Source organism: Chryseobacterium sp. 2P (assembly GCF_059579425.1).
Genome location: NZ_CM184194.1, coordinates 2377366 through 2390871 on the forward strand (window position 1 = coordinate 2377366; position 13506 = coordinate 2390871).

12 protein-coding genes are annotated in these 13506 nt (G+C 35.8%); 4 read left to right on the forward strand and 8 right to left on the reverse strand.

From position 1 onward, the window contains the following. The first annotated feature begins 22 nt into the window (after positions 1-22). A complete protein-coding gene (locus AC52CF_RS10870; protein WP_087709834.1) occupies positions 23-439 on the forward strand; it encodes an NUDIX domain-containing protein in 417 nt (138 codons plus the stop codon). Between the two features lie 30 nt (positions 440-469). Here the strand turns inward: AC52CF_RS10870 and AC52CF_RS10875 are convergent, their stop codons facing one another. Next, positions 470-1174, reverse strand: a complete 705-nt coding sequence (locus tag AC52CF_RS10875; RefSeq protein WP_214589586.1) for a DUF4294 domain-containing protein — start codon at positions 1172-1174, stop codon at positions 470-472. Positions 1175-1225: 51 nt separating this feature from the next. On the opposite strand from AC52CF_RS10875, the gene chrP reads away from it, so the two are divergent. The 3 genes from chrP to AC52CF_RS10890 all read left to right on the forward strand — a co-directional run bounded on the left by chrP (position 1226) and on the right by AC52CF_RS10890 (position 5126). After that, positions 1226-2299, forward strand: a complete 1074-nt coding sequence (gene chrP, locus AC52CF_RS10880; RefSeq protein WP_116099899.1) for a chryseobasin maturation metalloprotease ChrP — start codon at positions 1226-1228, stop codon at positions 2297-2299. A 38-nt stretch (positions 2300-2337) separates the two neighbouring features. Then, a complete protein-coding gene (rpe, locus tag AC52CF_RS10885) occupies positions 2338-2988 on the forward strand; it encodes a ribulose-phosphate 3-epimerase (RefSeq protein ID WP_076390423.1) in 651 nt (216 codons plus the stop codon). Positions 2989-3284: 296 nt separating this feature from the next. After that, positions 3285-5126: an alpha-L-fucosidase gene (locus tag AC52CF_RS10890; protein ID WP_496518193.1), complete on the forward strand. Its 1842-nt coding sequence runs from the start codon at positions 3285-3287 to the stop codon at positions 5124-5126. A 54-nt stretch (positions 5127-5180) separates the two neighbouring features. Here the strand turns inward: AC52CF_RS10890 and AC52CF_RS10895 are convergent, their stop codons facing one another. The 7 genes from AC52CF_RS10895 to AC52CF_RS10925 form a co-directional block, all read right to left on the reverse strand. Further along, positions 5181-5597: a nucleoside-diphosphate kinase gene (locus AC52CF_RS10895; protein WP_076390425.1), complete on the reverse strand. Its 417-nt coding sequence runs from the start codon at positions 5595-5597 to the stop codon at positions 5181-5183. Between the two features lie 796 nt (positions 5598-6393). After that, on the reverse strand, positions 6394-7320 hold the full coding sequence (gene rsgA, locus AC52CF_RS10900; RefSeq protein ID WP_273139509.1) for a ribosome small subunit-dependent GTPase A: 927 nt from the start codon (positions 7318-7320) through the stop codon (positions 6394-6396). Between the two features lie 146 nt (positions 7321-7466). Beyond that, on the reverse strand, positions 7467-8546 hold the full coding sequence (locus AC52CF_RS10905) for a chorismate mutase (protein ID WP_076390562.1): 1080 nt from the start codon (positions 8544-8546) through the stop codon (positions 7467-7469). 644 nt (positions 8547-9190) lie between these two features. Then, complete coding sequence (locus AC52CF_RS10910; RefSeq protein WP_214589584.1) at positions 9191-9772, reverse strand: DUF8439 domain-containing protein; 582 nt, start codon at positions 9770-9772, stop codon at positions 9191-9193. Positions 9773-9810: 38 nt separating this feature from the next. Beyond that, positions 9811-10896, reverse strand: coding sequence for a DNA polymerase III subunit gamma/tau (dnaX, locus tag AC52CF_RS10915; protein ID WP_214589583.1), 1086 nt, complete (start codon positions 10894-10896; stop codon positions 9811-9813). Between the two features lie 99 nt (positions 10897-10995). Next, positions 10996-11625: a TetR/AcrR family transcriptional regulator gene (locus AC52CF_RS10920; RefSeq protein ID WP_214589582.1), complete on the reverse strand. Its 630-nt coding sequence runs from the start codon at positions 11623-11625 to the stop codon at positions 10996-10998. A 7-nt stretch (positions 11626-11632) separates the two neighbouring features. Then, on the reverse strand, positions 11633-12892 hold the full coding sequence (locus AC52CF_RS10925; RefSeq protein ID WP_214589581.1) for an aminotransferase class I/II-fold pyridoxal phosphate-dependent enzyme: 1260 nt from the start codon (positions 12890-12892) through the stop codon (positions 11633-11635). Positions 12893-13506: the final 614 nt, after the last annotated feature.

The window sequence follows — 13506 nt, forward strand, 5'->3', positions numbered from 1 at the left end:
TAGCTTTAACAAATTATTATATATGATAGATAAGATCAACATTAGAGTTTACGCCTGTGCGGTAAAAGATAAAAAAGTCCTTACTTTATTTGAAGAATACGCAGGTGAACCTTTAATGAAATTTCCGGGTGGCGGACTGGAGTTTGGAGAAGGATTAATAGATTGTCTGCATCGAGAATTCGATGAAGAGCTGAATGTAAAAATAGAAGTTGTGGAACATTTTTATACGCAGGAAGATTTTCTGGTTTCGCGTTTCAGAGAAAATGAACAGCTTCTTACTATATATTATATTGTAAACATTATTGACGAAGGCGATTTCCTGATTCTTGATCCCTGCATTGAAAAAACAGAATGGATTGAGATCGACAGACCGGACAATCCGTTTCCGTTGCCCATCGACAAAATTGTTTTTGATAAATTAAAAGAAAAATTCCTGTAAGATCGTTACAGGAATTTTTTATGATTGATATTATTTGTAGACTTTAAAGCTGCTCGCTCCGGAATAAGGCTGAAGATAACCTGAATTCCAATTAGATTGAAGCAGGGATTCCAGATATTCGTCGGTTCTGTTTTTGTGCGGATCATAAGGATCTTTAAGATCAATATCTGCCATTTTTCCTTTTACATTCCACCAGAATGCGCTCCATCCTCCTCTTAGTTCTTTAATGATTTCATAGACATTTTTTCCGGTTGCTCTGTTCATCAGTTTGGCAAAAACCTGTCCTTCTGTTGTCGTAAGATCTCTGAGCTGTTTTTCATACTGATCGGCAAGAATGTTCTGTCGGTCTCTTATGTATTTTCGTTTTGCCTTACTGTCCATATTCGTCATTTCCCCCTGAATATCTCTGTATTGCTGTAAAGCAGTTAAAAATAACGGATATACTCTGTAAAGCTTTTTATTTAAGAAGTAATAATAGTTCCGATCCAGCTGATTATTGAATTTCGGCTTATTCAGCAAAACCAGCTCATCCATTACCACCACGGTTTCCCCGTTGATTTCATAGATCCTAGCTTTCTGCCTTTCGTCATAGAAATATTTATTGCCGAATTCGTCTGTTTTCAAAAGTTCTGCAGGGTACTGACTTAAAGGTTTCGCAATGATGGAATCCTTCTGAGCCGAAATACTGACTCCAAAAAAGAAGAGAAAAAGACAAATAATCTTACTAAAATTCATTATTTTTACGCGTATTAGAACAAAAATTGAACGCAAAAATCATTCCTTTTTATGAAATTTGAAAAGAAATCTTTAAAATTTTTAGAGAAATATTTAAACACTTCATCTCCAACAGGATACGAACATGAGGGACAGAAAGTATGGATGGACTACATTAAACCTTATGTAGACAAAATTGAAGTGGATCATTACGGAACCTGCTACGGAATCATTAATCCTGAAGCAGAATTTAAAGTAGTGATTGAAGCGCATGCAGATGAAATTTCTTGGTATGTAAATTATATTACAGACGACGGATTGATCTACGTGATCCGAAACGGAGGTTCTGATCAGACAATCGCTCCGTCCAAAGTGGTTCATATTCACGGTGAAAACGGAATTGTAAAAGGCGTTTTCGGATGGCCTGCAATCCACACCAGAGCCAACCAGAACGAACCGACTCCAAAAATTGAAAATATCTTCATCGATTGCGGGGCAACGTCCAAAAAGGAAGTGGAAGAAATGGGAATTTATGTAGGATGCATGATTACCTATCCCGATGAATTCTTCGAAATGAATGACCGCTATTTCGTTTGCAGAGCTTTAGACAACAGAATCGGTGGTTTTATGATTGCTGAAGTGGCAAGACTTTTAAAGGAAAATAAAAAAACAATTCCGTTCGGATTATACATTACCAATTCCGTTCAGGAAGAAGTAGGTTTGTATGGAGCGGATATGATTGCAGATACCATTAAACCCAACATTGCCATCGTTACAGATGTTACGCATGATACCACCACTCCGATGATCGAAAAGAAAAAAGAAGGTGACCAGAAATGCGGAGACGGACCGGTGGTTTTCTTCGCACCAAGCATTCATCACACCATCAGAGAACTGATTATCGACACCGCAAAAACAAAGAAAATTCCTTTCCAGAGAGCAGCAGCAAGCCGCGCTACGGGAACGGATACCGATGCTTTCGCACATTCTAACGGCGGCGTGCCGAGTGCATTAATTTCTTTACCTTTGCGTTATATGCATACCACAGTGGAAATGGTTTCCAAAGAAGACGTAGGAAATGTGATCCAACTCATCTACGAAACACTTCTGAGAATTCAGCCGGAAATGAAACTGAAGTATCATTAACAGAAGTAAAAGAGACAAGTTAAAAGTAAAAAGTAAAAATGAAAACGAAGCTTATTGCTCCATCCCTTTTATCCGCAGACTTCGGGAATCTGCAAAGAGACATCGAAATGCTGAACAATTCTCAGGCAGACTGGTTTCACGTAGACGTAATGGACGGAAGATTTGTTCCGAATATTTCGTTCGGATTTCCGGTAATGAAAACCGTTCAGCAGCACGCCAAAAAATTTGTAGATGTGCATCTGATGATTGTAGAACCTGAAAAATATGTGGAAGAATTCATTAATCACGGAGCGGATCTTGTATCGGTGCATTACGAAGCGTGTACTCACCTTCACAGAACGATTCATCATATTCAGAGTCTGGGTGCAAAAGCCGGTGTTGTTTTAAATCCTTCCACTCCGGTTCTGATGCTGGAAGATATTATTGCAGACGTAGATCTTGTTTTGCTGATGAGTGTAAACCCGGGATTCGGTGGACAGAAATTCATCGAAAATACGTACAAGAAGATTGCTGAAACAAAAGACCTGATCTTAAGCAACAATTCGACAGCATTAATTGAAATTGACGGTGGTGTAAATATCGACAACGCCTCTAAACTTTTCGAAGCCGGAGCCGATGTTCTGGTTGCAGGAAATGCAGTTTTCTCAGCAGAAAATCCGGAAAGAACCATCGAATTACTGAAAATTTAATTTCATTTCAATACAAACAAAAAGGCAACTCCGTCGAGTTGCCTTTCTTCTTAATGAAAATCTGAGCCTTTAATGGTTATTAGTTTTTGAAGAGTTTAATGCTTAAATTTTCCTTCTCTAATGCTGATGTAAAGATGGCAATAAATAAGGACAAAAACATCCGTAAAAACACGGAATTTTAATCTCGGTGTTTTTACCTAACCCCGAAGAACAGGAAGGTTTAAATCATTCAATAACAAATACAGGAGCTCTATAAAGTTCTTTTTAAGTATTTTTAGATCATAAAAAGAAAAAACGTGAAAGGGAAACTAATCGGCATATTGTCTTTAGGTCTGGTTTTATCTTCAGGAAAATATCCTGCGCAGAATCAGTCACAGGAAAATCAAAAAATGGAATGGTTTCAGGATGCCAAACTCGGAATTTTTATTCATTGGGGAATTTATTCTGTAAACGGAATTCCGGAATCATGGGCTTTTTTCAATAATTACATCAGCCATGAAAATTACATGAAACAGCTCAATGGTTTTTCGGCTGCAAAATATAAACCTGATGAATGGGTAAAGCTGATTAAAAATTCCGGCGCAAAATACGTCGTGATTACCACAAAACATCATGATGGTATTGCGCTTTGGGATTCAAAAGCTGAAAAATCGACCACCATTCCTAAACATTCCTTAGCCCAAAAAGACGTACTTTCTCCGTTTATCTCTGCATTAAAAAATTCCGGACTGAAAACCGGACTTTACTATTCCCTTCCCGACTGGAGCCATCCTTATTACGACATCAATACCCGGACAAAAAAACGTTACGAAATTAAAAATGATCCGAAACGCTGGGAAAATTTTGTCACCTATTATCAGAATCAATTAAATGAACTTTCTTCACAATTGAAACCTGATCTTCTGTGGTTCGACGGAGATTGGGAACATTCTTCCGAAGAATGGCGTGCTCCGGAAACACTGGAAAATCTGAAAAAATTCAATCCGGACATTATCGTTAATTCCAGACTGAAAAATCATGGAGACTACGAAACTCCGGAACAGGGAATTCCTGTGGTAAAGCCTCAAAGCAATTACTGGGAACTTTGCTACACCATGAATGATTCATGGGGATTTCAGCCTTTCGACAATCATTATAAAACTTCGAATATGATTGTAAGAACTTTGGCGGATGTAATTAATATGGGCGGAAATCTACTGTTGGATATCGCTCCGAAAGAAGACGGAACCATTCCTGAACAGCAGGTTGAAATTTTAAAGAACTTAGCAAGATGGACAACAAAAAATTCCGAAGCCATTTACGGAACAACACGAGGTTTGCCATTCGACAATTATAAAGGAAAATCTGCATTTTCAAAAGACCGGAAAAAATTATTCCTTTATCTTGAAGAAGCCAAAGACTTTGTAAAAATATACGGTTTAATGACCAATACTATTTCTGCCAGAATTCTTGGGGACGATAAAGCAAAGATTGATATTAAAAGTAACGGTAACGGGGATTTCACTTTCAATTTTTCCCATGTAAAATTTGATCAGGACGTAACCATTGTTGAAATATCGATTGACGAACCTATGATCAGAGTACAAAATGATAAGCCCAATTTATCTCTTCCTGAATCTTTAGAAAATAAAAATACGAAACTGGCAGTCTATGAAATTGCAGAACAGCTTCATTCGGGAAACAACATCTTCAAAAATTCAGGTTTAACACAAGACGGAATGGAAATGAAACTTCCCAAAACCCATAAAACCAATCCCGAAATTCTAAACTGGATCAGCAAACATTCAGAAGCACTTTATGAAACCGAAAAAGGGCTTCCAGAAGGTCATTTTTCAGGAAACTCGGTACTTTCCAAAGACAGACAGATCCTTTATCTTTTTGTGGAAGGAATTCCGACCGGACCGATTGCTTTAAAAGGTATTAAAAACGAAATTGCACGAATCCGTATTGTGGGTGAAGGAACTTTATTAAGCCATGAAATACACAATAAGCTTTACTGGAGTGAGGTTCCGGGAATCATTTATATTGATGTACCCAAAGAAAAACTGGATAAAAACCTAACTGTTATTGCGGTTCTTCTTGATCAACCGCTCGAATTATACCGTGAAAAAGTTGGCGCAATTGAAAGTAATCTGTAAAAAACAAAATCCGAAGAAAGTTTCTCCGGATTTTTTATTTTGAAATGATTTTTCTTAGAAAATTTCTCTTCCTGAAAAATGGAATTTTGCTTCGATAAGAGCGTTTTCGTCAGAGTCAGAACCGTGAACAGCGTTTTCTCCGATGCTTCTTGCAAACATTTTTCTGATTGTTCCTTCTGCAGCTTCAGCAGGATTGGTAGAACCGATTAATGTTCTGAAATCTTCTACCGCATTGTCTTTCTCAAGAACAGCAGCAACGATAGGTCCAGAGCTCATGAAATCTACCAATTCTCCGTAGAATGGTCTTTCAGCGTGAACTTCATAGAATTTTTTTGCATCAGCAACAGTAAGTTGAGTCAATTTCATAGCTTTGATTTTGAAACCACCTTCTGCAATCTTTCCTAATATAGCACCGATATGTCCGTCCGCAACTGCATCAGGCTTAATCATAGTGAATGTAATGTTAGACATAAATGTATATTTTTTTAATGGCGCAAAAATACAAAAAATTCTTTTGATTTTAATTTTAAAATATTTTTAACATAAAAATAACATTTGTTAAGGTTTTGTGAACGAAACTTTGGCACAGTAATTGTTTATTTTATTGTGATTCTCATGTTTAATTTGAGTTTTCATGGTTATTAGTTTTTACCCAGCTTCGGCTGGGTTTTTTATTGCCCGTAATTCCCCAAAAACTAAGCCTAACTTCCGGTTTATAAAAGAATTAAACGTTTATTTAAATTTTAAATTCCAAATATTAAACTTTGTTTATCCAGAATTTGGAATTTAATGCAGGGTTAAAATAGTTCGAAACTTATTCTGTGAGTAAAAAATTTTTGCATACGAGAAATTGAAATTCATTATTAAAACTCCTGCTCATCCTTTATTAATCATAATGCTTAATTTTACGTATAGGTTCGCAAAGATTCAGCAAAGATGACACGGCTGCTTTGTCATTCTGACACAGCCTGCAGGGATTCAAACGAAGTTCAAAGAATCTAATTTTTTTTTAATGAACCATTTTAAAACTAAGTTTGTTTAAACTAGTTTTAAATTTAACTGCAAAAGAGACAAAGGACTTTACTGGATTTATTTAAAGTATTTCAAAAGTCTGCAAAGAGAAAAAATCTTTGATTTTTTTTAACTTATGTGCTCTTTCTTTGCATTTAAATAGTAAGCTTAAACAACTTAAGTGTTAAAATATTTGCGGTAAAAAAGTTTAGACAAGTTTACTTTAATAATAGAGAAATTTCAGGAAAAATAGAAATTATTTTTGAGAAGCTTCTTCCGCCTCTTCCATTAATTTAATATAGGTAGAATATCTTGAATGCTGAATTTCTCCGGTTTCCAGACCATCGATTACCGCGCATTTCGGTTCGTTGATATGAAGACAGTTGTGGTATTTGCATTCTTCTCTTTTTTTGAAAATTTCAGGAAAATAATGCTGAACTTCTTCTTTTTCGATGTCGATCATGGCAAATTCACGAACTCCGGGAGTATCAATTACGTTACCGCCAAAATCCCAGAAATGCATCTGTGCAAAAGTTGTGGTGTGTTTACCTTTTAAATGTGTATCGGAAATTTCAGAAGTTTTCAGGTTAAGTCCCGGCTGCAAAGCATTCACCAGAGTAGATTTTCCACAACCTGAATGTCCGAAGAAAACTGACGTTTTGTCTTTCAGCAATTCCTGCAGCTTTTCCAGATTCAATTTTGAATAAGAAGAAATTTCCAGAGCATCATAGCCGATTTCATTGTAAAGAAACTCAATATCCTTTACAATTTCGATTTCTTCTTCATGCAGAACATCAATTTTATTAAATAAAATCAGCGGAGTAATATTGTACGCTTCACAACACGCGAGAAAACGGTCTAAAAACCCAAGGGAAGTTTCAGGATGTTTTAATGTGAAAATAAAGCAGGCAAGATCAATATTCGAAGCGATGATGTGCGCTTCTTTTGAAAGGTTTACAGATTTTCGGATGAGATAATTCCTGCGGGGCTCGATCTTCGTAATCCATGCAATATCATCCTGTTCCAGTTGAAATTCTACAAAATCCCCCACAGCAAGCGGATTGGTAAGTCTTGTTTTAATTAATTTAAATTTTCCGCGAATTCTTGCTTCGAAGATTTTCCCGGTTTCCATTTCCAAAACCTGATACCAGCTTCCTGTAGATTTAATGATTTTTCCTTTCATACTGTAAGATGCTGCAAATATAGGAAATTTAGTTTGAGTGTTTTAAAGTTTTAGAGTAAGAGCGTTTTATACATGGTATAGAATTGCTATTCAATCAACAACTCACAAACGCTCCTACTCTGTCACTCTAAAATTCAAAATCCAGATTATCTGTTAATCATAATGCTGTTCTGAACTTCGATAGACTCTTCATGAATGGCTTTGAATACTTTTTCTATGAATTCTTTCGTCATTCCGGTCTCAACAGCCTTCTGAGTAGCGTATTCCGTAATTTCTTTCCAACGTTCCGGCTGGAAAATCGCGATATCGTTTTCTTTTTTAAGCTTTCCGATCTTTTCAGAAATTTTCATTCTCTGCGCAAGCATTTCAATCAGTTGAAAATCTATATCAGAAATTAACGTTCTGTGTCTTCCCATTTCTCCTTCAAATCCTGCCAATCCTGAATTTCTCACCTTTAAGTTTCCGATTAGTTCTGCAAGAACTTCCGGTGTAATCTGCTGAGCTGCATCACTCCAAGCTTCATCCGGATTGCTGTGTGTTTCTATAATGGCTCCCTGGTAACCTACGTTTAAAGCTTCCTGCGTAATATCTGCCAAACCTGTTCTGTTTCCGCAGATGTGTGAAGGATCGATCAGCATCGGAATATTGGGGAACTGACTTTTAAAATCCAGAGCAATCTGCCAGTTCGGATTGTTTCTGTATTTTGTTTTCTGGTACGTAGAAAATCCTCTGTGAATAACTCCTAAATTGGTGATTCCCTGACCTAAAAGTCTTTCCAAAGCTCCGATCCACAAAGCAAGATCCGGATTTACAGGGTTTTTTACCAACACGGTTTTGTCTGTTCCTCTCAATGCCTGTGCAATTTCCTGAACGGTAAAAGGATTTACCGTAGAACGCGCCCCGATCCAAAGAATGTCTACATCTGCTTCCAAAGCAGCAAAAACGTGGTGTGCATTGGCAACTTCTGTCGCTGTTTTGAAACCGTATTCTTCCTTCACTTTTTTCAGCCAGTTAAGACCAATTACTCCTACTCCTTCAAATCCGTTCGGTTTTGTACGCGGCTTCCAGATTCCTGCACGGAAAACAGGAACATTGGCATTGGTTTCCCTGATTCTTTTTGCAATTTCCAGCATCTGTGCTTCACTTTCCGCACTGCACGGTCCTGCAATCATCATTGGCTGCTGGAATTCATTAATCCACTCGTTTTTTAAGTCTTTTAAATTCATATTTTTAATTTTACTATTATCATTATTGTTCATATTCAAACACAAAAAAGTATCATAAAATTACTTTATAATTCTTTCTAAAAAAAGCCGTTAAATTTTGTTTAAGGAATCAGGAAATAAGAAGAAATCTATAATCCTGTAGATTTTTTTGAAAGAAATTTATACTAGCAGTACCAATAATAAAATCGATAATACGTTCTGAAATTTCTAAAATACGGAAAAGAAAAGCCAAACTGCCCGCTAAAGAATTCAGCAGGAGCAAATACAGATTGATATGACTTTATTAATTTTTCCAAAATAAACTATCTATTTCTAGATTTTCGGTTTATATTTTAACTGAAAAACTGATGTCCTGTTTTTCAATTGCCTGACAAATATATAAATTTTATTTAAAAAAGAGTTTTAAGTACCATATTTTTTTTCAGATAAACATTACGATACTTTTATTGAGCATTATTTTGCAGAAAGCAGGCATTGAAATATAATATTGATTATCCGTTATCAATCATAATGCTTGATTTTAACGCTAAGCACGCAAAGATTTTTTATAAACAAACTGTTTTTAAGGTTCGCAGAGGCGTTAAAACTTAACTGAGATTGCAGATGTTTTTATTCTGACAAATTACGGACAATCAGAAATATAATTATGTTAAATCAAATTTCATCAGATCATCCAGATCCTTCAAAAGTGGATTTAGTTTAACAAATTTCTCGAATTTTTTTCTTGGAGTCATCACTTCTACTTTCAGGTTTTCGGCATCTCTTTTATAGACAACCTGAATAGAATGGTTATGAACTTTCGTTTTAAAATGATTAAAAAATTCACGGCTTACTTTATCAAACTCAGCTTTTGCAGAATCGGAAGGAAATAAAACGGTAATTTCATTTTCTCCGGATTTTATCATTTTGAAAGATTTAATGGCATTGAAAATAATGGCATCTTTTTTCTGGAGCTGCTTGAGCTGTAAATTCCATTCTGCCTGAAGATCTGTTTCGGTAAAATGATTTTGGGGAAGCTGTTCTGTTTTGGTTACAACTTTTTCTTCTACAACAGTTGTTTCTTCTTTGTTTAAAAAAGAACTGATGCTGAACCCTGAAGAAATTCCGGGTCTGGATAAAGGTTTTGAGGTTTTTTTGATCTCCGCGGCAACGGGAACTTCCGGATTTTCAGAAGACTGCTCCTGTTTAGGTTTCTGTTCCTGAGTTTCCGTAGGTTTTACGGGCATTTTGACTTCCTGCTTCTCACTGAGAAACGGAGCCAGAATTATAAACTTTTTTTTTTAGCAACGTCTGAATTAGCCGTCAAAGAAGCCAATTGCATTAATGCAATTTCTACTGTAAGTCTTGGATTTTTAGAATTCTTATAATTGATGTCTGCATGATTGCAAATTTCAATAGCATCAATAAGCTGTTGCGGATTCCATTTCTGAGCCTGTTCTACAAACTTTATTTTGGTCTGTTCTCCTACTTCTATCAGATCAATGGTTGAAGCATTTTGAGCCATCATCAGGTCTCTGAAATGACTTCCCAAACCTGCAATGAAAATATGAGGATCAAATCCTTTTTTCACAATTTCGTTAAATGCGGAAAGAACTTCGGGAATTTTATTTTGTTTGGCTAAATCTACAATTTTTAAGTACTGATCGTAGTCCAGAATATTTAAAACTTCTGCAGCTTTTGCCAAAGTAATATTCTTCTGGGAAAAAGTAGAGAGCCTGTCGAAGATGGAAAGTGCATCTCTTAAAGCTCCGTCTGCTTTCTGGGCAATAAGATACAACGCATCATCTTCATATTGAATATTCTCTTTCTGAGCGATATTTCTAAGATGTCCCTGAATGTCTTCAATTACGATTCTTTTAAAATCATAGATCTGACAGCGGGATAAGATCGTAGGAATAATTTTATGCTTTTCGGTAGTTGCTAAGATGAAAATAGCATGAGCAGGCGGTTCCTCAAGTGTTTTAAGGAAAGCGTTGAAGGCTGCCGAAGACAGCATATGAACCTCATCGATAATATACACTTTGTATTTACCAACCTGAGGCGCAAAACGTACCTGATCGATCAATTCTCTGATATCATCCACAGAGTTGTTCGATGCGGCATCCAGCTCATAAATGTTATAGGCAAAACCGTCCTCCGAAACTGATCCGTCCTTTTCATTGATCTTCCTTGCCAGAATTCTGGCACAGGTTGTTTTCCCTACTCCTCTCGGACCACAGAACAGTAATGCCTGAGCCAATTGATTTTCTTCAATAGCGTGTTCTAAAGTATCCGTAATATGAGACTGCCCAACAACAGTATCAAACTGCTGCGGGCGATATTTTCGTGCAGATACGATAAAATTTTCCATTGGCCAAAAATAAGAAATATTGTTCTAATTTAAAAATGAAAATCTTTTAAATTGTTTATAAAATACCCATTTTAGGACAACAGTAAATTTTTCTCATATTTATCTTTCCTCGTAAGCAAAATCGATGATCTCCGTGATTGCTTTTTCGATTTCTTTTCTGCCTTCGTCACTTTTTAAGTCTATTCCGCAGAATACACTTGCATTGTGTGCCGTGTAAAGATTAAGATAATAGGCTCCGGAAACCAGAAGTGCTGCGATGGCACGATATCTTACCGCTTTATCCTTAAAATGCGGATCTACGATGTTCGTGAAAAGCATTTCTCCCATTTCTTCTCTTTCATCTGCTACTTTTTTCAGGATCGGCTTACTTTCAGATAATCCCCAAAGAATAATTTTCTGAAGTTCCTTATTTTTCTTGATATGCTCAAACTGATTAAGGATGGCAACTTTAGAAAGTTCTTTTCCTCCATCAGAAAAATCCACATGAATATTATCCTGGTTCATTTTGCTCCAGTAATCCTGAGATCTGATATATTCATCAATAAGTTTTTCGGTACTTCCGAAATATTCGTAAATCAATTTTTTATCAAATCCTGCCACTGCTGCTATTTTACTCACCTTCAAACCTGAATACCCTTTGGTTCTCAGAATTTTACCAACAGCAGCAAGCAATTTTTGCTTTGTTTTTTCTTTGTCCCTTATAGGACCTTGTACAACTTTTCTTGGCATTTGTTATCTATTTTTTTGCAATATGCAACTTTTTATTGATATCCTCAAAGGCATTGAGGGTTTTATCAAGATGTTCTTTATCATGTGTTGCCGTTACACTCATCCTGATACGGGCATCTTTTCTGGCTACAGCAGGGTAAATAATAGGATTTGTATACACTCCGTGTTCAAGAAGCATTCTTCCTACATCGCCTGTAATGTGCGGATCTCCTATTTTTACGGGAACAACCGCGGAACAGGTTGTCCCTGTATCCAATCCCAAATCATTAAGTCCTTTTTTGAAGTAATTGATATTTTCCCATAGTTTTTCTCTCCAGTGGGGCTCTTCATCAATAAGCTCTATGGCTTTTACAATTCCTGTAGCTGTGGAAGGAGGCGTTGTAGCCGAAAATATCTGCTGTCTGGACTGGAATCTTATGAAATTCGTAAGACTTTTGTTGGCAATAACATACCCTCCGAGATTACCAAATGTTTTACTGAAAGTTCCTGTTATAATATCTATTTTATCCAGCAGACCGGTATCTTCAATCGTACCTCTTCCTGTTTTTCCTAAAATACCTACCCCGTGAACATCATCAACCATAAGGTAAGCGTTATATTTTTTTACTAAGTTATAAATTTCTTCAATAGGTGCAGTGTCTCCATCCTGAGAATATACACCGTCTATTACCACAAGCTTTGTACGAAATTGTTTTTCCGATGTTTTTAAAATCTGTTCCAGAGCCTCCAGATTATTATGCGGAAATGTTTTTCTGTTGGTAAGAATACATCCTTCGTATACACTTGCATGAACTGCCATATCTACAATCGCAATGTCTTCTTTCTGCAACAGGATTTGTAAAGTTGCACTGTTTGTCGTGTATCCTGTTGTAAAAATTACGGCTTCGTCCTGAGAACGTCCAAAAAAGGAAGCAATTTTAGCCTCCAAATCGTTGTGGTAAGAGTAATACCCTCCGATAAGCGGTGTTGCAGCCGTACCGGTTCCGTATTTTTCCACTCCTTCTATAGCCGCCTGCTTTACTTTAGGGTGTTGTGTAAACCCTAAGTAATCACTTGTAACGAAGCTTACAAACTCTCTGGTTACGTTGTGAGTTCCTACATTCATTACAGAACTGCAACCTGTATTATTCTGCAATCTGTAGTGATGACGCCCGTTTGATTTCATGTATTCCAGAAAGTCATAGTAAATGTCTGCACGCTCCATCATATCGAAGCCCGGAATATTTTCGAAATCCTTAAAAGTCGCTGTTGAAAAGTTAATATCCATCCTTAATTTTGTTAGCTGTTTAATGTTAAAACAAATATAGTATTATTTTAAAAAAAAATAAATTAATTTCCTACAAAAATTTATTATGTATAAAATATTTTTATTAAATAATCTTAAAAAAATTTAATATTCATAAAATAAATTAAATATTAACAAAAAAATAATAAAATAAAAAATTATATAACCGCTTAGGAATTAAGCAATTAACATCTTGGGTGTTTAACGATGATTTGGTGTTGATGATTTACAATTTTTCCGGCTTAATATCATTGAAAATCAGAAATATAAAAAAGTACAAAATCCTTTATGCGGAATTCCACTCATGCCTTTCTTAACATTATCCTTTAGAATGTACTGTCCGTAATCATTAAGCTAAATCGTTATTCTATTTGGGTAAAAACTGTTACTAAAAAAATATCATTCATTAAAAGCAATTTCACCTCCAATGGAATTATAACAAATATAAATATTTTATTTAAGAAAATTTAAGATTTAAAAAATATTATTTTAACAGATAATACAAGAAATCAGCAACAATAATTCAGTTATCCTTTATTAATCGTAATATCCGAAGCTTTTAAGTCTTTATTGCTATGAATTTAATTGTGTATAAA

Coding starts and splice junctions, on each gene's coding strand:
- chrP (WP_116099899.1), top strand. CDS start 1,226: ATGAAATTTGAAAAGAAATCTTTAAAATTTTTAGAGAAATATTTAAAC.
- rpe (WP_076390423.1), top strand. CDS start 2,338: ATGAAAACGAAGCTTATTGCTCCATCCCTTTTATCCGCAGACTTCGGG.
- dnaX (WP_214589583.1), bottom strand. CDS start 10,896: ATGGAAAATTTTATCGTATCTGCACGAAAATATCGCCCGCAGCAGTTT.
- AC52CF_RS10875 (WP_214589586.1), bottom strand. CDS start 1,174: ATGAATTTTAGTAAGATTATTTGTCTTTTTCTCTTCTTTTTTGGAGTC.
- AC52CF_RS10895 (WP_076390425.1), bottom strand. CDS start 5,597: ATGTCTAACATTACATTCACTATGATTAAGCCTGATGCAGTTGCGGAC.
- AC52CF_RS10910 (WP_214589584.1), bottom strand. CDS start 9,772: ATGCCCGTAAAACCTACGGAAACTCAGGAACAGAAACCTAAACAGGAG.
- rsgA (WP_273139509.1), bottom strand. CDS start 7,320: ATGAAAGGAAAAATCATTAAATCTACAGGAAGCTGGTATCAGGTTTTG.
- AC52CF_RS10905 (WP_076390562.1), bottom strand. CDS start 8,546: ATGAATTTAAAAGACTTAAAAAACGAGTGGATTAATGAATTCCAGCAG.
- AC52CF_RS10870 (WP_087709834.1), top strand. CDS start 23: ATGATAGATAAGATCAACATTAGAGTTTACGCCTGTGCGGTAAAAGAT.
- AC52CF_RS10925 (WP_214589581.1), bottom strand. CDS start 12,892: ATGGATATTAACTTTTCAACAGCGACTTTTAAGGATTTCGAAAATATT.
- AC52CF_RS10920 (WP_214589582.1), bottom strand. CDS start 11,625: ATGCCAAGAAAAGTTGTACAAGGTCCTATAAGGGACAAAGAAAAAACA.